We start from the raw sequence: 18,383 nt of genomic DNA on the forward strand, positions 1-18,383 counted from the left end.
AGCCTCACTGGAGCCGCTGGGCGACGTCGGGCGCGGTCTCGCGCCGGCGCCGCACGCGCTCCCGCAGAGCGGCCAGGGTCTGCAGGGCGTCCAGCGGCGTCATCGCCTCGATGGGAAGGGCCAGCAGCTCGTCCTCCAACGGCGAGGGGAGCTCAAGGGCCAGGGGGAGCTGGCGGGCCCGCCGCGCGCGCGCCGGCACCGGGGGCGCGCCCGGGTCGCCCGGGCGCGCCCCCGCCGCTTCCAGCTGCTGGAGAATGCGGCGGGCTTCGTCCAGCACCTCCGCGGGCATCCCGGCCAGCTGCGCCACGTGGATCCCGTACGACCGGTCGGCGCGGCCCTCGGCGACCTCGTGCAGGAAGACGATGCGCCCGGCCTCCTCCCGCACGCGCATGGCCACGTTGTGCACGCGCGGCAGCAGGTCGGCCAGCTCGGTGAGCTCGTGGAAGTGGGTGGCGAACAGAGTCCGGGCGCCGATGCGGTCGCGCAGGTAGTCCACCACCGCCCAGGCGAGGCTCATCCCGTCGTAGGTGCTGGTGCCGCGCCCCACCTCGTCCAGGATGACCAGGCTCTGCCGCGTCGCGCCCAGCAGGATGCGCGTCACCTCCTGCATCTCCACCAGGAACGTGCTGCGCCCCGCGGCCAGGTCGTCGGTGGCGCCGACCCGGGTGAAGATGCGGTCGGCGATGCCGATGCGGGCCGACGCCGCGGGGACGAACGCGCCCATCTGCGCCATGATCGTGACAAGCGCCGCCTGCCGCAGCAGCGTGCTCTTCCCGGCCATGTTGGGGCCCGTCACGATGAGGATCGCGCGGTCCTCGACGTCGAGGACGAGGTCGTTGGGCACGAACCGCTCGCCGTGCAGCATTCGCTCCACCACCGGGTGCCGGCCGGCGCGAATCTCCAGCACCGGCTCGGTTACCACCTCCGGCCGCACGTAGCCGTAGCGCTCGGCGACCTCCGCCAGCCCGAGCAGCACGTCGGCTTCCGCCAGCGCCGCCGCCGTGGCCAGCAACGCGGGCGCGTGGGCCGCAGCGCTGTCCCGCAGGGCCACGAACAGGTCGTGCTCGAGTTCGTGGGTGCGCTCCTCTGCGCCCAGGATCTGCGCCTCGCGGGCCTTCAGCTCGGGCGTGACGTAGCGCTCGGCCCCGGTGAGGGTCTGCTTGCGCTGGTAGTCCGCCGGCACCAGGTGGCGATTGGCGTTGGAGACCTCAATGTAGTAGCCGAAGACCTTGTTGAAGCCCACCTTCAACGACTTGATGCCGGTCCGGGCCCGTTCCGCTGCCTCCAGGCCGGCGATCCACGCGCGTCCCTCTGCAGCGCCCGCCCGCAGCCGATCGAGGTCTGCGTCGTAGCCGGGCCGGATGATCCCGCCGTCGCGGGCCGAGACCGGTGGGTCGTCGACCAGCGCCCGCCCCAGCAACGCCGCCAGCGCCGGGTGCGGGTCGATGCGGTCGGCGAGGTCCGCGAATCGCTCCCCGGGGATGCCCGCGAGCGCGGCGCGCAGCGCGGGCAGGCGCTCCAGGGCGCCGCGCAGCGTGGCCAGGTCGCGCGGGGTGGCGCTGCCGTGACCGATGCGCCCGACCAGCCGGGGGAGGTCTGGGAGGGCCTTCAGGAGCTCGCGCGCCTCCCCCCGCAGGCTCCGGTGGGCCAGGGCGGCCTCGACGGCGCGCTGGCGTGCACGGATGGCCTCCACGTCGACGAGCGGCCGCAGCAGCCACTCGCGCAGCAGCCGGCTCCCCATGGGCGTGACCGTCTCGTCCAGCGCCTCCAGCAGCGTCCCGCGCCGGCTGCCGTCCCGCGCATTCCGCACGAGCTCCAGGTTGCGCCGCGTCGTCTCGTCCAGCTGCAGGCAGGCATCGACGCTGTAGACCCGCAGCGCCCGCAGGTGCGCCAGCGCCGAGAGCTGCGTCTGGTGCAGGTACTGCACCAGCGCCCCGGCGGCGCCAACGGCCAGGGGCAGGCCCTCGGCGCCGAAGCCGTCCAGGGTGGCCACCTGGAACTGCTCCAGCAGCGTGCGGCGCGCGGCCGACGGGTCGAACCACCACGCGTCCACCGGCGTCAGGCGCACGGGCCCCAGGGCAGCGGTCAGCGCGTCGGCGTCCGCCTGCGGCACCAGGACCTCCCGGGGCTCGAAGCGCGCGACCTCGTCCGCAAGGCGCCGGCACGCCTCGTCGCCCTCGAGTTGCGTGGCCACCAGGTCGCCGGTCGTGAGATCGGCGGCCGCCAGCCCCCACCGGTCACCGCTGCCCACCACCGCCGCCAGGTAGCGGTGCTCGCCGCCGGGCAGCAGCGCGGCGTCCATGACGGTGCCCGGCGTCACCACCCGTGTGACGGCGCGGCGCACGAGCCCTCGGGCCTTCCGCGGATCCTCCACCTGGTCGCAGATCGCCACGCGGTAGCCCCGCTCCACCAGCCGTGCGACGTAGCTGGTAAGGGCGTGGTAGGGCACGCCACACATCGGGACCCGGCGCCCCTTGCCGACCTCGCGCGAGGTCAGCACGATGTCCAGCTCCCGGGCTGCGATCCGGGCGTCCTCGAAGAACAGCTCGTAGAAGTCGCCCAGCCGGAACATGAGCAGGGCGCCGGGATACCGCGCCTTCAGCTCGTGGTACTGCCGCATCATGGGTGTGAGCGAGCCCTCGCGCATCACGCTCCCATGCTACCATGTCCGGCCTCGCCGCGGTGGAGGCGTGGCGTCGGCCACGGTGGCGGGCCGTCGCTCCTGCCCGGCAGGCACCGGTCCGTGACGGCGCGAATCCGTGGAAGAGAAATCCGACGCCGAAAGGAGCCAGGAGCGTGAAGACCACGGTTCCCATCGACCTGAAGCATCGCAGCCGGATCGTCACCGAGGGGCTGGAGCGCGCGCCGCACCGTGCCATGCTGCGGGCGACCGGCCTGGCCGACGAGGACCTCCGCCGACCGTTCGTGGGGGTCGCCAGCACGTGGAACGAGGTGACGCCCTGCAACCTGAACCTGAACGCCCAGGCGCAGGCGGTCAAGGCCGGCCTGCGCGCCGCCGGCGGGGCGCCTCAGGAGTTCGGGACGATCGCGGTCAGCGACGCCATCGCCATGGGGCACGAGGGCATGAAGGCGTCGCTGGTTAGCCGCGAGGTGATCGCGGACTCGATCGAACTGATGGCCCACGCGGAGTGCTTCGACGCCCTGGTGGCGATCGCCGGGTGCGACAAGAGCCTGCCTGGCTCGCTCATGGCCCTGGCGCGGATCAACATCCCGGGGATCTTCCTGTACGGCGGCACGATCCTCCCCGGAGAGTTCGAAGGGCGCCCCGTGACCATACAGGACGTCTACGAAGCCGTCGGCATGGTGACCGAAGGGCGGATGCGTCCCGAGGCGCTGGACGCGCTCGAGCACGCCGCGTGTCCGGGCGCGGGATCCTGCGGCGGGTTGTACACGGCCAACACCATGGCGGCGGCCGCCGAGGCCCTGGGGATGATGCTGCCGGGGCTGGCGTCGATCCCCGCGGTGGACCCGCGGCGGCCGGAGGCCTGTCACCGGACGGGGGCGGCCGTGCTGCGGCTGCTGCACGAGGGGATCCGGCCGCGGGACATCCTCACCCGCCGGGCGTTCGAGAACGCCATTCGTGTCGTGGTGGCCATGGGCGGCAGCACCAATGCCGTCCTGCACCTGCTGGCAATCGCCCAGGAGGCCGGCGTGCCGCTCGCCCTGGACGACTTCGACCGCCTCAGCCGGACCACGCCGCACATCGCGGACCTCCGGCCCGGAGGACGGTACGTCATGGCGGACCTCGACCGTGCGGGTGGGGTGCCCGTGGTGATGCGCGCCCTGCTGGATGCGGGGTTGCTGCACGGCGACTGTCTGACGGTCACGGGCCGTGCCGTCCGCGAGAACCTCGAGGGCACGCCAGCGGTCGCCGAGCCGGTCGTGGTGCCGATCGACCGGCCGCTGGAACCGGAGGGCGGCCTGGCGATCCTCAAGGGCACGCTGGCGCCCGAGGGCGCGGTGATCAAGACCGCCGGTGTGTCCCAGCGGACCCATCGCGGCCCGGCGCGGGTCTTCGACCGTGAGGAGGACGCCTTCAGCGCCGTGGTGCGTGGGCAGGTCCAGCCCGGAGACGTGGTCGTCATCCGCTACGAAGGCCCCAAGGGCGGTCCGGGCATGCGGGAGATGCTGGCCGTGACCGCGGTGCTCGTGGGCAAGGGCCTGGGCCCGCACGTGGCCCTGGTGACCGACGGGCGGTTCTCAGGGGCCACCCGCGGCCTGATGGTGGGACACGTCGCGCCCGAGGCCGCGGTCGGCGGTCCGCTGGCGTTAGTGCGCGACGGCGACGTCATCGCCATCGACATCCCGGCCCGGCGCCTGGACCTGGAGGTCTCCTCCGAAGAACTCGCCCGGCGCCGGGCCGCGTGGACACCGCCGGCGCCGCGCTATGCCCACGGCGCCCTGGCCAAGTACGCGCGCCTGGTGGCGTCGGCGTCGGTGGGCGCGGTCTGCGGCTAAGGCTGTGCGGAACAGCCGCCCGCCCGCGCACGTACTCTGGGCGGGAGGCCAAGACCGATGCGCACGCAGCGAAGGGAGGACGACTGAGATGCGCAGACGACGCCTGGTGGCCCTGGCGATCGTGCTGGCGCTCGTCGGCGCCGCGCCGGCAGCGTACGGCCAGGACATCTTCGGCATCATCAAGACCCTCGGCGTGGCCTACGCCGTGCGCACGTTTGCGCCGCAGATCAACAACTTCATCAACGACCTGCTGCAAAACCGCGGGGTGGCGGTGCGCGAGCAGACGAAGGTCGTGCCGATCCTGAGCATCGCCATCGGCGTGGGGAATCCGGGAGGCGCGTACGTGGGCGCCGCCCAGGTGTCGGGACCCGCATCCGCCGTCGCGCGGGTCGAGGCCGTGGCCCTGCTCGAAGCCGACTTCCAGACGGCGTTTCGCATCAAGGCCTACGTCCCGGTGGACAACCTCAAGCCCTGGGAGGCGTTCCGGCGGGTGCCGGGTGTGGGCGTCTCCGCCATCGTGGATCTACGGATCTGACGGGCCGTGCAGGGCGCACGGCATGAGGCACCATGACGATACGCCGGAGGTGGCGGAGGGCCCTGGGAATCGAACCCAGCCTGGATCGCCCGGACCCAGCGACCGGTTTTGAAGACCGGGGCCCGCACCAGCGGACGCTGCCCTCCACGCGCTCCCGAGGGTGCAGGTGCATTGTACGAAGCGCCCGCCGCGTGCGCAAGGCGGCCGCGCTCGCGCTGCTCGTGGTGTGTAGTGCCGCGCCCGGTGGGGCCGCGGCGGGCGCCGGCGCCGTACCATGCGCGATCGTCGAGGGCGTGGCGATCGGCGGCATCCGGATCGGCCAGCCCGTGGCCGAGGCGCTGGCCACAGCCGGCGGCGCGCTGGACGAGCGCCCTCTCGGCCGTGAGACGGTCTACGGGCTGCGCGCCCCCTGGGCCGAGCTGGTCGCCGTTGCAGGACGCGTCGAGCGCATCGCCACGCGGTCGCCCCAGTGCCGCACGGCCCGGGGGCTCGGGGTGGGCGCCACGCTCACAGCCGTGCGCGCCGCTTACGCCACCGAGCCTGCCAGCGTGATCGCACCGGTGGCCGGCGGTGATCTGCTGACATACCCGTTCGCCGGCATTCGCTTCGTGCTGCACGGTGACCGCGTGGTGGCCGTCGAGGTGTTGCCCGCGGCACCGTTGGGCCGATCCCCCACCGCCCCGGCGGCCACACCGGCGCCCGGCCCGCCCGCGTCCCCGGGGCCGCCGCCTGCCGCGTGGGCCGTGACCCGGCTGTCGGCCACCGTGGACCACTTCACCCTGGTCGTGGCCGGGACGGTGGTCAACCGCGGCCGCGCACAGGCGGCCTATGCCGAGGTGCGGGCGTTGGGACCCGACGGCGCCGTGGTGGCGCAGGGCGATGCACCGCTCGTCCCGGTGCCGGTACCGGCAGGCGGGAGTGCGACCTTCGAGGCCCGGGTGCCGATTGCCACCGTGGTGCGGCGGTACCAGGTGACGATTCGTCCCGTGGGGTCGATCACCGACACGCTGGCCGAGGCGAGCGGCGAGATCGTCGCCCTGCAGCAGTTCGCCGCCATCGTGGCGCGACAGCTCCAGCTGGCAGTCGCCGTGCAGGCGACGCCGCCCACGCGCGACGACTTCCTCGTGGTCGTCACCAACGGCAGCGTGGTGGTGGTGGCGAGCGTCGCCGTGGCCGTCGAGGTCACGGTGACATGTCGCCTGACGACGCCCACGCCGCGCGTCGTCCAGGAAGTCCGCACGGGCAGTGCGGTGGTGGTGCAGATCCGTCCTGGCGGGCAGGGGCGTGCCCCCCTCCCCCTCTCGCCGGGGATCTGCGTCGAGTTCGGCACGTGGGCGGCCGTGCCGCGGGTGGGGGAGCTGCGCATCGGGGAATAGGGAATCTCAGAGCGCCACGTGGCGGCCGGGGTCCTATGAATCGACTGCGGGAGGGTGCCAATGGCTTCTCGTCACTGGATTGGCGTGCTCGTGCTGACGGCCGTGGGCATGGTCGCGGTGACAGGCGGAGGACTTCCCGGGGCCGCCGCACCCTCGCCTGGTGCGTCGCCGGCGCCCAGTCCCACCCCGACCACGGCTCCGGGCACCTGGGGGGTGCGGTCCACCGCAGTGCGTGTGGAGAACACCGACCTGGTGGTCAGCGGGACCGTGGAGAACCGTGCGGCGGCGCAGACGGCTTATGCGGAGGTCCGGGTGTTCGACACCGGGGGTCGGCTGGCAGGACAGGGGACCGCCCCGCTGCAGCCCGCGCTGGTGCGGACGAACAGCACCGCCACGTTCGACGTCCGCGTCCCGCTGTCGGCAATCGTCCGGCGCTACGAGGTCGTGATCCGCGCCACCGCCGGCGGGGCAGTGCTGGCGCGCTCCGTCGGGGAGATCCGCACCACCGAGATCTTCGCGCCGCTGGTGGCGCGCCTGCTGCAGGTCACCGTACGTGCCACGAAGCCGGACCCCGGGCGGGGCGACTTCGTCGCCACGGTGACCAACGGCGCGACGTTGACCGTCGAGAGCGCCGTGGTCACGGTGGACCTCAAGGTCACCTGCCGGCTGGGCGTGCAGGCGCGGTTCGTCGAGGAGACCTGGACTGCGACCGTACGGGTCCAACGGCTGGCTGCGGGCGGGTCGGTGGACGTGCCGCTGGCCGTGACGGGTGGAGTGTGCGAGGGCGTGGTGGTGGCGTGGACGGCCGCGCACCGTGCCGCCGAGGTCAAGGTCGGACCGTAGGACGCCCCGTGGCGCCCTGTGCGTGGCGTCATGCCTGGCCGACGCATCCCGCCGCTGGCGATGCGGCCGGGGCCCTCGCCGCCCGTGCCCGCGTACGCGCACGGGCGGCCATACGGTGGGCGCGCGGACCCACGCAGGCTGCGTGCAACGATACCGCGGGTGCCGGCGGCCGCAGCTAGCCGACCGCGTCCCGCGCCGTGTCGGCGTCGGGTGCCAGGACTCGGCGATCGCCGACCCTGCGGGTGAGGCGGATCGCATCGAAGTACTCCAGCAGCGCCAGCGCATAGCGCCGGCTGGTTCCCAGCCGATCGCGCAGCGTGGCCACGGTGATCTCCCTGCCTTCGGCCGCCATGTGCACGAGCGTCTGTCGCACCGCGTCGAGGGCCGAAGTCGCCACGCGCAGGTCGGGCGCGACGGCCACCACGTGGCCTTCGTCGACGAGGAGCTGCAGCATGTCGTCCACGGCGTCTGTCGGCCCCAGGCGCCTGAGGTCGTCGACGGGCGGTGGCGCCCAGGCCGCGCCCTGGAGCGTGGCCAGCAGGGTCTGGCGCAGGTGCCGCCGCACGTCGTCCAGCGTCGGCACGAATCCCGCGCGCGCCACGAACCCCCGGTCGATGACCACCTGACCGGCAGTGACGAGTTCCGCCAGCACGGCGTCGAACAGGACGTCACCTCCCGGGCTTGTGGCACGGACCTTGAGGTCCTCGCGTGGAAGGCCCCGGCGCCAGGGAGCCACGCGGTGGTAGTCGTCGAGGATGCGCACGATCGTCTGGCGCATGCCCGCCACGACCTGTGTCGCGAACAGACGGCCGGCGAGCGCCACGACCGTGCCCTGCGCCTGGGCCTGCTGGAGGCCGGCGGTCGCGGCTGCCGGGGTCAGACCCGCTGCGGCGGCGAGGTCGTCGGGCGCCATGCCGATCGGCCCGGCGTCGGCCACCGCCCTCGCAACCAGCGCCGCCGGTCCCGTGCGTTCGATCGCCTGCAGGATGGCCAGGCTTGCGGCGCGCCGCTCGCGCCGCGGGACCACCGCGCGCAAGACGATGCCACCGCCAAGCGTCTGGGTGGGCGAGTAGCGCCGGATGACGAACCGGTCCCCGTGCACCGCCACCACGGGACGGTCCAGCCGGAGGCTGGCCAGCGCCTCCGCCCCGGGGGCCAGCGTCGTGCCGGCCGCCAGGACCATCCGGCCGATCGTCACGCCCGACCCGAGGTGCACGTGCACGGGCGCGGCGTGGCGCAGCGCGGGCACACCCGGCAGCAGCCGCAGGCGGACGTCCAGGTGGGTCGTCGGGCGAAAGGCGCCGGGGGTGGCCAGCACGTCGCCCCGTGCCACCTCCTGCTTCTCGATCCCGCTCACGTTGACCGCCACGCGGCTGCCCGCGCTCGCTGCCAGCACGCTCTCGCCGTGCACGTGCAGCCCGCGCACCCGTACCTGGCGGCCAGCGGGCAACAGCTCCAGCACGTCGCCCGGATGGAGCGTGCCGCTCCACAGCGTGCCGGTGACCACGGTCCCGAAGCCCTGGATCGTGAAGGCCCGGTCGAGGGGAAGGCGCACCGGGCCGCTCGCGTCGCGAGGCGGTAGCGCCGCCACCGCGCGATCGAGGGCCGCCACCAGGTCCGCCAGCCCCGCGCCGGTCTTCGCCGAGGTCGCCACCACGGGCGCACCCTCCAGCGGCGACCCGGCCACCAGGGCCCGCACCTCCTCGGCGACGATCTCCAGCCATTCGGGGTCGGGGACGAGGTCGATCTTCGTCAGCACGACGACACCGCCGGCGACGGGCAGGAACCGGACGATGTCCAGGTGCTCGCGGGTCTGCGGCATCACGCCCTCGTCGGCCGCCACGACCAGCATGACCAAGTCCAGCCCGCCCGCGCCGGCCAGCATGTTGTGCACCAACGCCTCGTGGCCGGGCACGTCCACGATCCCCGCCCGCACGCCGCTGGGGAGGTCCAGGTGGGCAAAGCCAAGGTCCAGCGTCATGCCCCGGCGCTGCTCCTCGGCCAGCCGATCCGGGTCGATGCCCGTGAGCGCCCGCACCAGCGCGCTCTTGCCGTGGTCGATGTGCCCGGCAGTGCCGATGGTGACCGCCCGCATCGTCTTACGCGCCCCCGGCTTCGCCGGCGGCCACCACTCGGGCCACGGCATCCCGTACGATCCGTTCCTCACCCGGGAGCAGTGCCAGGACGTCGAGCACCAGGGCGTCGTCGCGCACGACCCCGACGACCGGACGCGGGGCCTGGCGCAGGCGGCGTGCCCAGTCGTCGACGGCACCACGCAATGGCTGCAGCGCCACGGCGTACGACGGAATCGGCACGTCGGGCAACGCCCCGCCGCCCACCTCACCGTGGGTGGGCACCACCGTCACCCGGGCCGCATCGCCGCAGACGCCCGCAAGAGCCCGCGCCAGCCGGGCCGCCCGCCGCCGACGGCGCGCCAGGGGAGTGGCCAGCATCGCCAGCACGGGGATCTCGCGCCATGCCCGCGCTGGATCCAGGTAGGCGCGCAACGTCGCCGCCAGCGCCGCCACGCTCAGCTTGTCGAGTCGGACCGCGCGTGCCAGCGGATGGCGCCGGCACCGGTCGATCGCCTCCCGCCGCCCGACCAGGATGCCAGCCTGGGGTCCGCCCAGCAACTTGTCGCCGGAGAACAGCACGACGTCCGCGCCCGCTGCGACGGCAGCCTGCACCATCGGCTCCCGCGGCAGGCCGACCGCACCGAGGTCGACCAGACACCCGCTGCCCAGGTCGTAGACCACCGGCACCCCGTGGTCCCGTCCCAGCGCGACCAGCTCGTCGAGGCTGGCCTCGTGGACAAAGCCGCGCATGGCGAAGTTGCTGCGGTGCACCTTGAGCAGCACGCCGGTGGCAGGACCCAGCGCGGCCGCGTAGTCGGCCAGGTAGGTGCGGTTGGTGGTGCCCACTTCCACCAGCCGGGCGCCACTCTGCGCCATGACGGCTGGCATGCGGAAACTGCCGCCGATCTCCACGAGCTCCCCGCGACTGACGACGGCCTCCCGCCCGGCGGCGAGCGCCGCCAGGGCGACCGTCACCGCGGCGGCGTTGTTGTTGACGGCGAAGCCGGCCTCCGCTCCGGTCGTGGCGCGCAGCAGGTCTTCCACGTGGGCGTGCCGCGTGCCCCGGCCGCCGCTCGCCAGGTCGATCTCCAGGGTGGTGTAGCCGCGCAGCGTCTGCAGCACGGCTGCGCGCGCGGCTGCGGATAAGGGCGCGCGGCCCAGGTTGGTGTGCAGCACGATCCCGGTGGCGTTGACCGCCGGCCGCAGCGACCCGCCAAACCGCCGCTCCAGGCGCGCCAGCATCTCCGCGACGAGGCCTTCCAGAGATGCCGCCGACTCGTCCCCGGCGCGCAGGCGTGCGCGTGCCACCTCGAGCACCTCACGCGCACACAGCGTCGCCGCCTGGCGCGGCACCCCCGCCAGCCGCCCCTGGGCCCGGAGCGTCGCGACCAGCCGGTCGACCGACGGCAGATGGCGCAGCGCGGCGTGGGCGTCGTGCACCACCCGGCCCTCTACCGCAGCAGGCCTCCCAGGACCAGCGCCCCGGCCGCCACGACGGCGGTCACTACCGCGAGCCGGACCAGGTCAGCCCGCAACCACCGCATGAACTCCTCGGGCCGGTCGGCAACGGCTGCCGGGCCAGCGCTCGCCCGCAGGCGCGCGCCGCAGCGCGCGCAGACGATCTTCCCCTGGGGGTTCTCCGCACCGCATCGTGCGCACCGCATCGCTTGGCTCCTCTCCCCCGCCCTCACCGTTCCCCCGCCCTCACCACCACGGGGTCTACGCCGTCTCCACTGCCAGGTCTGACCGGGCCATCAGCACGACGATTCTCCGTTGCATGCGGGCCACGAGTCACGCCGTCTCCAGCGCCAGGTCGGGCGGCCGGTCCATGGGCGCCCGGCGCGCCGCGGCCGCGCGCAGCGGCCCGATCAACCCCTCGGGCACGTACTGGCTGCCCACGGCCACGCGCGTGGCGATCTCCCCGCCATGGAAGTCGGTGCCGCCGGTCATCAGCAACCCGTACTGCCGCGCCAGGGCCGTGTAGCGCTCGACCTGGGCGGGTGAATGGTCCGGGTAGTAGACCTCGATGCCGTCCAACCCGGCCGCCACCAGCTCCGGCACGATCGCCTCGTGCGCTCCCCACCCGGGGTGTGCCAGCACCGCCAGCCCGCCAGCGGCCCGGATGACGCGCACCGCCGCAGCGGGACTGATCTTGACGCGCTCAACGTAGGCCGGCCCGTGGCGTCCGATGTACCGGTCGAACGCCTCGGCGATGTCGCGCACCCACCCGGCCTCGACCAGTGCGCGCGCCACGTGGGGACGCCCGACCGCGCCCCCGCCTGCCAGCGCGGCGACCCGCTCGAAGGCGATCGGCACGCCCAGCGCCGCCAGGCGCTCCACCATCCGCCGGGCCCGGTCGGTGCGCCCCGCTCGGAGCCGGTCCAGCAGCTGCTGGAACCACTCCAGCTCGTGCCGGACGAAGTACCCGAGGACGTGCACCTCCCCCACCGGCACGTCGCACGACAGCTCCACGCCCGACCACACCTCCACGCCCAGCGTCCTGCCGGCTGCCATCGCAGGGTCCACGCCGGCCGTCGTGTCGTGGTCGGTCACGGCCAGCAGGCCGACGTCCCGGGCGTGTGCCTCGGCGACGAGGGCGGCGGGGTCGAGCAGCCCGTCCGAGGCCGTGGTGTGGGTGTGCAGGTCGATGCGCACTAGCGCCACCCGACGGTGCCCGGGTGCAGCGCGGGGGCGGTCCGCCGGCAGCACGGCGCGTGCCGGGCCGCCACTAGCCCTCCTCCACCAGCTGGATCCGCTGGATGGTCGTGGCGCGGCCGTCCTGGGCGATCTCCACGACCACGGCGTTCAGCTGCACCGGCCCGGACGCCACCTCGAAGCGCACCGGGAGCTGGGTGAGGAAGCGCTCCAGGATCCCTTCCCGGGCCATGCCGATGATCCCGTCGCGCGGACCGGTCATCCCCACGTCGGTGATGTAGGCGGTGCCTTGGGGCAACACGCGCTCGTCGGCGGTCTGCACGTGCGTGTGGGTACCCACGACGGCGCTGACCCGGCCGTCGAGGTACCACCCCATGGCCACCTTCTCCGACGTGGCCTCGGCGTGGAAGTCGACGACGATCACCGGGGTGACCGCCCGTAGCCGCGCCGCCTCCTCGCGGCCAACCCGGAACGGATCCTCCAGCGCCTGCATAAACACCCGGCCTTCCAGGTTGAGCACCCCCAGGGACGCGCCGCCGACGCGCACCACCGCCGCGCCCCGCCCGGGCACGCCGGCCGGGTAGTTGGCCGGGCGGACGATCCGCGGGTCGCTGTCCAGCAGGGCGTAGACCTCCCGGTTCTTCCAAATGTGGTTGCCGCCGGTGAGCACGTCGACGCCGGCCGCGAACAGCTCCGCCGCGGTGTCGGCCGTCAGCCCCATGCCGCCTGCAGCGTTCTCGCCGTTGGCGAGCACCGCGTCGATGGCGTGGTCGCGCCGCAGCCGCGGCAGCAGGCGGGCGAGGATGCGCCGGCCGGGCTTGCCGGTGACATCGCCGACGAACAGGACCCGCACCGGCCTACCGCGCGTACTCCACCACGCGGGTCTCCCGGAGCACCGTCACCTTGATCTGCCCGGGGTACTCCAGCTCGTGCTCGATCTTCCGCGCGATCTCCCGGGCCAGGGTGGCCGCGCCGACGTCGTCCACGTCCTGGGGCCGCACGATCACCCGGATCTCCCGGCCGGCCTGGATCGCATAGGCCTTCTCCACGCCGGGGAACGACGTGGCCAGGCTCTCCAGGGTCTGGAGGCGCTTGATGTACATCTCCACCGTCTCCTTACGCGCACCCGGACGGCTGGCCGAGATGGCGTCGGCGGCGGCGACCAGCACCGCCTCCAGGCAGGCGGGCTCCTCCTCCCCGTGGTGGTAGGCGATGGCGTTGAGGACCTCCGGCGGCTCGTGGTAGCGCCGGCACAGGTCCATGCCGACCTGCACGTGGGTCCCCTCCACCTCGTGGGTCAGGGCCTTCCCGATGTCGTGGAGCAGGCCGGCGCGCCGGGCCAGCCGGGCATCGGCGCCCAGGTGTTCGGCCAGCAACCCGGCGAGCAACGCCACCTCGACGGAGTGCTTGAGCAGGTTCTGCCCGTAGGAGTGCCGGTACCGCAGTCGGCCCAACACCTTGATCTCCTCGGGATGCAGGCCATGCACCCCAGCCTCGAGGGCGGCCTGCTCGCCGGCCTCCCGGACCTGCTCGTCGAGATCGCGGCGGGCTTTCTCCACCACCTCCTCGATGCGGCCGGGGTGGATCCGCCCGTCGGCCATGAGCTGCTCCAGCGCGAGCCGCGCGACTTCCCGGCGGATCGGGTCGAACGACGAGATGGTCACGGCCTCGGGCGTGTCGTCGATGATCAGGTCCACACCCGTCAGGTTCTCGAGGGTGCGGATGTTGCGCCCCTCCCGGCCGATGATGCGGCCCTTCATCTCCTCGTTGGGCAAGGGCACGACGGTGACGGTGACCTCGGCGGTGTGCTCGGCCGCGCACCGCTGGATCGCCAGCGCCAGGATGTCCCGCGCCCGGCGGTCCCCCTCGTCGCGGGCCTCGCTCTCGATGCGCCGCACGATCTGTGCGGCCTCGTTGCGCGCGCTCCGCTCGACCTGGGCCAGCAGTTGGGCGCGGGCCTCTTCGACGGTCAGCCCGGCGATCCGCTGCAGTTCCGCCAGCTGCTGCTCCTTGAGCCGTTCCGCCTCCTCACGCAGTGCCGCCAGCCGCTGGGCCTCCTCCGCCTGCTGGCGCTCACGGCGCTCCACGCTCTCCAGCTTGCGCTCCAGGGTCTCCTCGCGCTGTCCCAAGCGCCGTTCCAGGCGCTGCAGCTCCGCGCGCTGCTCTCGGATCTCCCGCTCGGCGTCCCGCTTGATCCGGAAGGCCTCGTCCTTGGCCTCGACGATGATCTCCCGGTGCTTCGCCTCAGCCTCTTTCCTGGCGTCCTCGATAATCCGATGGGCATGCTCTTCCGCGGACCTGATCCGCGCCTCGGCGATGGTCCTGCGCAGGAGGTACCCGAGGAGGAGTGCGACCAGCCCGACGACGATCGTGACGACGTAACTCGCTAGGGCGTCGATGGTGGACACCTCCCTCGGTTGGACGTGACCTCGCGCGCATCACCCTCCGACGGTGCAGGATGCGTTCGTCAGATCTTCCAAACATTGTACCGAGGGAGGAAAAAGAGCGTCAAGGACGCGCAGGACCTCGACAAACATCACGCAGGACCTCGACGCCGCCACGCCGAGAGCCCCGTGTGCCCCCTGCCCCGGGCGCCTGCCGTCACAGGACGGCCCGACGGCGTGGCTCCGGCCGGATCCGGTGCCCCACGTGGCCGCGGCCGGATCCGGCGGCCCCCGGTCGGGCGGGGCGGGAGCGGGGAACGGGCCTAGTCTCCCGTCGCGGTGTAGGGGCAGATGGAGGCGAACGCGCAGTACCGGCAGGCCCGGTAGTAGTCGGGGGTGGCCACGAACTGTTGCCGGCGAATGCCGGCTGCGGCCCGCTCGATGGCCTCTGCGGCCTCGGCCAGCATCTCCTCGGAGGGCGCCACCGCGCCGACCAGCACCCGCTGCGGCCCCAGGAAGTGGAGTTCGAGCCGGTCGGGCAGCCGGCCGTACTGGCGCTGGTAGGCCAGGGCGTAGATGGCGAGCTGCAGGCTCTCCCGGGCCCGGCGGTCCGCGTCCTTCTGGTGGCGGACGTCGCTGGTCTTGAAGTCGATGATGACGACCTGCTGCCCGTCCTCTCCATCGCCCGCGCTCGGTGTCCGCCGCAGGTCGACTCGGTCCCAGCGACCGCGCACGCGGGTCGTGCCCAGGGAGAAGGCGAAGCGGCTCTCCACCATGGTCGGCACGGTGCCGCTGGCCTGCTGGTACTCGAAGAACCGAGCCAGCACGGCCCGGCCCTCCTCCAGCCGCTGGTCCTCGTGCTCCCGGCTGATGAACCCGTCGGTGACCCAGGCCTGTTCGAAGGCCCGCAGCACGTCGTCCAGGCTCACCGGCTGCCCCCGGGCCCGCCGGCGGTTGTACTCCATGGCGCCGGCGTGCACCGCGGCGCCGTACACCACACGGTGATCGCGCAGGAGCGGGACGCGCAGCACGTGGGTGTACTTGTACTTCAGCGGGCACAGCTCGTAGTCGTCGACCTGCCGGAACGAGAGGACGAGCGGCGCGTCGTCGGGCAGCACGCCCGGCAGCACCTGCTGGGCCTCCACCGGCGGGGCGTGCCGGTGGATCGCCTCGAGCGGGGACGGCTGGACGGCGCGCGGATCCACCGCGGGCCGGTCCAGCGCTTCGAGGACGAACCTGCTCACCTTGCGCGAGCGCACGCCGCCGTAGTCCCGGGCGCTGGTGAGGACCAGCTGCGCCTTCGCCCGCGTCATGGCCACGTAGAACAGCCGGCGCTCCTCCTGGAGGTGGCTGTCGCCACTGGGCAGCACTTCCCGGTCACGGACCAGGTCGTCGGGCAGCTCCAGCGGGTCGCTGCGGTGACGGGAGGGGAACTTGTCGGCCACGCAGTTCACGACGAAGACGATGGGGAACTCGAGGCCCTTGGCCTTGTGCACGGTCAACACGTGAACCCCATCGAACTCCGGATCGGGATCGGGCAGGGGCGGGTCGTCGCCGGCCGCGATCAGGTCGTCGATGTGGCGCACGAACTCCGGGACGCGGTCGTAGCGGGCGACCTCCCCGTGCCGCGCGACGATGTCGAACAGGCGGGCGAGCGTGGCCACCTTGGCTTCGTCTCCTGGCTGCTCGGAGGTCGCCAGGCGCCGGATATAGCCGGTCCGCTGGACGAGGTACTCGTACAGCACCCGCCCCGTGGTGTGGTGGCGCATCAGCCGCCGCATCTCGTCCAGGTCCTCCACCAGGCGCGTGATGGCCGCCCGGCTCTCGGGCATGAGCTCCGCCGCCAGGTCTGGCGCGCCGCTCAGGTGTCGGAACGTGTACTCCAGCGAACGGTTCCGCCGGTGGGCGGCGGCCAGCGCGCGCGCCATGTCGGTGGGATCGATGAGGTAGAGGTCGGACGTGCCCAGGTAGTACAGGCTCAGGTTGTCGGCGGGATCGGCCAGGACCCGCAGGAACGCCAGCGCCACCCGCACCTCTTCCCGGTCGTACAGCCCCCGGGTGCCCGAGAACCACCACGGAATCCCCCGGAGGTTGAGGGCGCGCAGGAATGGATCGGCGTCCTGGTTGCCGCGGACCAGGATGGCACAGTCACGGTACCGGCCGCCGCCGGCCACGTGCGCGGCGATAGCCGCCGCCACGGCGTCGGCTTCCGTGCTGAGCGAATCGTAGTGTCGGTGCTCGACGGGCAGCCCCGGCCCGACCAGCGACACCAGCCGCTTGTCGAGGTGGTTGCGGACCTCCAGCCGATCGGGGTTGTTGTGCTGGATCAGGCGGTACGCCGCGTCGAGGACGGCCTGGGGCGACCGGAAGTTCTCGGTGAGGACCACCTGGGTAGCGTCGGGGAAGGCGTCCACGAAGCCCAGGATGTTGCTGATGGCCGCGCCGCGGAACTTGTAGATGCTCTGGTCGTCGTCGCCCACCACGGTGAGGTTGCGGTGGGCGCCGACCAGCAGCTTCACCAGCTCGAACTGCGCGTGGTTGGTGTCCTGGAACTCGTCCACCAGCACGTAGCGAAAGCGGGCCTGGTAGCGGGCCAGGAGATCGGGCCGCCGGCGGAAGAGCTGCAAAGGTAGCACGATCAGGTCTCCAAAGTCCACGCACCCGGCCTCCTGGAGCAACCGCTGGTAGGCCCCGTAGACACGGGCGATCTCCAGATGGCTCGCCGCCAGTTCCCGCGCCTCGGCATCGCCGGTGGTCTCGGCCCGGCCTGCCAGGGCCTGCGCGTAGCGCGCGTAGTCGTCGGGCGCGATGTCCTCGTCTTTGGCGCGGCTGATCACACCCAGCAGCGCGTGGATGTAGCGTGTGGGGTCGCCCAGCGGCCGGTAGCGCTCGAGCGGCAGGTCGAAGAGCCGGTCGCGGACGAAGACGTACTGCTCGGGCCGCGACAGCACCCGGAAGTCGGGCGGCAGGCCTGCCTCCAGCGCCTGCTCGCGCAGCACCCGGTCGCCGAACGCGTGGAACGTGCCGATCCAGGTGTCGGTGTACCCGTACGGGACCAGCTGGTCGACGCGCGCCTCCATCTCGGCTGCGGCCTTCTCGGTGAAGGTGAGGGCCAAGATCTCCGACGGCCTGGCGCGCCGGGTGGCGATCAGCCAGGCGATCCGTCGGGTGATGACGGTAGTCTTGCCGGTCCCGGCCCCGGCCACGATCAACAACGGCCCCTCGCCGTGGGTCACCGCCGCCCGCTGCAGGGGGGTCAACCCCTCCAGGGAGCGCGCCACCGCATCGTCGGGCACCACCGCCGGCGCATCGGCAAACTCGAGCGTCAACTGGTCGGCCAGCCGGGGTGGGTCAGAGAATCGCGTCGCCATCCTCCTCGCCGTACGCCCGTCCCAGCACGGCGCGTACCGCCCGGGCCACCACGGCGTCCTCGAAGCCCCGCCGCTGCAACCAAGCCGCCAGACGCCGCCGCGCGACCGCCGGGGGCAGTCCGCGCAGCCGGCGGACGCGCGCGGCGGCCTGGGCTGCGGCCAGCGCTTCCTCGTCGTCCGCCCGCAGCGCCGCAGCCAGCGCGTCGCGAATCACGGTCCGGTCGACACCGCGCGCAGCGAGTTCCGCAACCAGCCGCCGGCGCCCGCTAGGGCGTAGCCGCAGGCGATCAGCGATCCACGCCCGTGCAAAGCGCGCGTCGTCGACCCATCCCACGCGAGCCAGGTCGGCGATGACCGCCGCCACATCCTCCCGGGCATACCCCCGCCGTCGCAAAGCGGCATCGAGCTCGGCGCGGCTGCGCAACCGGCGTGCCAGCAAGCGCAGGGCCACGATCCGCGCCGCCCGGCGCGTCGCCAGCCGCCGGGCCCGCCGCACCGCCGTCGCGGGCAACAGCCCGCCCTCCACGACCCCCAGCGCAGCCGCGTCGCGCGCGTCCAGGCGCAACGTCCCCAGCCGTTCGACGGTCACGAGCCGCGTGGTCGGATCCCGCGGCGGGATCCGCACGCCGACGATGCGATAGGTCGACCCGGACGCCACCGCCCGG

The 18,383-nt window shown here is 73.2% G+C and carries 13 protein-coding genes and 1 tRNA gene; 4 read left to right on the forward strand and 10 right to left on the reverse strand.

Annotation, left to right across the window (positions count from 1 at the left end; translation table 11 throughout):
- Positions 1-4 precede the first annotated feature (4 nt).
- The gene (mutS, locus tag QN157_12140; protein MDR7556340.1) at positions 5-2,647 is read right to left on the reverse strand and encodes a DNA mismatch repair protein MutS; all 2,643 of its coding nucleotides are present in this window, start codon (positions 2,645-2,647) and stop codon (positions 5-7) included.
- Between the two features lie 149 nt (positions 2,648-2,796).
- Between mutS and ilvD the strand changes: the two genes are divergently transcribed.
- Both ilvD and QN157_12150 read left to right on the forward strand, forming a co-directional pair.
- Positions 2,797-4,479 carry a dihydroxy-acid dehydratase gene (gene ilvD, locus QN157_12145; GenBank protein MDR7556341.1) on the forward strand — a complete coding sequence of 561 codons (1,683 nt, stop codon included), beginning with the start codon at positions 2,797-2,799 and terminating at the stop codon, positions 4,477-4,479.
- Between the two features lie 88 nt (positions 4,480-4,567).
- A complete protein-coding gene (locus QN157_12150) occupies positions 4,568-5,014 on the forward strand; it encodes a hypothetical protein (GenBank protein MDR7556342.1) in 447 nt (148 codons plus the stop codon).
- Between the two features lie 50 nt (positions 5,015-5,064).
- Here QN157_12150 and QN157_12155 read toward each other — a convergent pair.
- A tRNA-Sec gene (locus QN157_12155) sits at positions 5,065-5,160 on the reverse strand.
- Between the two features lie 45 nt (positions 5,161-5,205).
- On the opposite strand from QN157_12155, the gene QN157_12160 reads away from it, so the two are divergent.
- Together QN157_12160 and QN157_12165 are read left to right on the forward strand one after the other, a co-directional pair.
- Positions 5,206-6,390 (forward strand): hypothetical protein, encoded by a 1,185-nt coding sequence (locus tag QN157_12160; GenBank protein MDR7556343.1) that lies wholly within the window; start codon positions 5,206-5,208, stop codon positions 6,388-6,390.
- A 213-nt stretch (positions 6,391-6,603) separates the two neighbouring features.
- Complete coding sequence (locus QN157_12165) at positions 6,604-7,233, forward strand: hypothetical protein (protein MDR7556344.1); 630 nt, start codon at positions 6,604-6,606, stop codon at positions 7,231-7,233.
- Positions 7,234-7,408: 175 nt separating this feature from the next.
- Here the strand turns inward: QN157_12165 and selB are convergent, their stop codons facing one another.
- The 8 genes from selB to QN157_12205 all read right to left on the reverse strand — a co-directional run bounded on the left by selB (position 7,409) and on the right by QN157_12205 (position 18,376).
- Entirely contained in the window at positions 7,409-9,379 is a 1,971-nt protein-coding gene (gene selB / locus QN157_12170) for a selenocysteine-specific translation elongation factor (protein MDR7556345.1), read from the reverse strand.
- Positions 9,333-10,751: an L-seryl-tRNA(Sec) selenium transferase gene (selA, locus tag QN157_12175; protein ID MDR7556346.1), complete on the reverse strand. Its 1,419-nt coding sequence runs from the start codon at positions 10,749-10,751 to the stop codon at positions 9,333-9,335. Before selA ends, selB begins: the two co-directional genes overlap by 47 nt.
- Before the next feature lie 8 nt (positions 10,752-10,759).
- The gene (locus tag QN157_12180; GenBank protein ID MDR7556347.1) at positions 10,760-10,972 is read right to left on the reverse strand and encodes a hypothetical protein; all 213 of its coding nucleotides are present in this window, start codon (positions 10,970-10,972) and stop codon (positions 10,760-10,762) included.
- Between the two features lie 127 nt (positions 10,973-11,099).
- A complete protein-coding gene (locus QN157_12185) occupies positions 11,100-11,963 on the reverse strand; it encodes a PHP domain-containing protein (GenBank protein MDR7556348.1) in 864 nt (287 codons plus the stop codon).
- A 73-nt stretch (positions 11,964-12,036) separates the two neighbouring features.
- On the reverse strand, positions 12,037-12,816 hold the full coding sequence (locus QN157_12190; GenBank protein ID MDR7556349.1) for a TIGR00282 family metallophosphoesterase: 780 nt from the start codon (positions 12,814-12,816) through the stop codon (positions 12,037-12,039).
- Between the two features lie 4 nt (positions 12,817-12,820).
- On the reverse strand, positions 12,821-14,362 hold the full coding sequence (gene rny / locus QN157_12195) for a ribonuclease Y (protein MDR7556350.1): 1,542 nt from the start codon (positions 14,360-14,362) through the stop codon (positions 12,821-12,823).
- A 308-nt stretch (positions 14,363-14,670) separates the two neighbouring features.
- Positions 14,671-17,718 (reverse strand): ATP-dependent DNA helicase, encoded by a 3,048-nt coding sequence (locus tag QN157_12200; GenBank protein MDR7556351.1) that lies wholly within the window; start codon positions 17,716-17,718, stop codon positions 14,671-14,673.
- Complete coding sequence (locus tag QN157_12205) at positions 17,699-18,376, reverse strand: regulatory protein RecX (protein MDR7556352.1); 678 nt, start codon at positions 18,374-18,376, stop codon at positions 17,699-17,701. The genes QN157_12200 and QN157_12205 overlap by 20 nt, the downstream gene beginning before the upstream one ends.
- Between the last annotated feature and the right edge of the window lie 7 nt (positions 18,377-18,383).

This window comes from Armatimonadota bacterium, from assembly GCA_031459855.1.
GTDB classification, from domain to species: domain Bacteria; phylum Sysuimicrobiota; class Sysuimicrobiia; order Sysuimicrobiales; family Humicultoraceae; genus Fervidifonticultor; species Fervidifonticultor primus.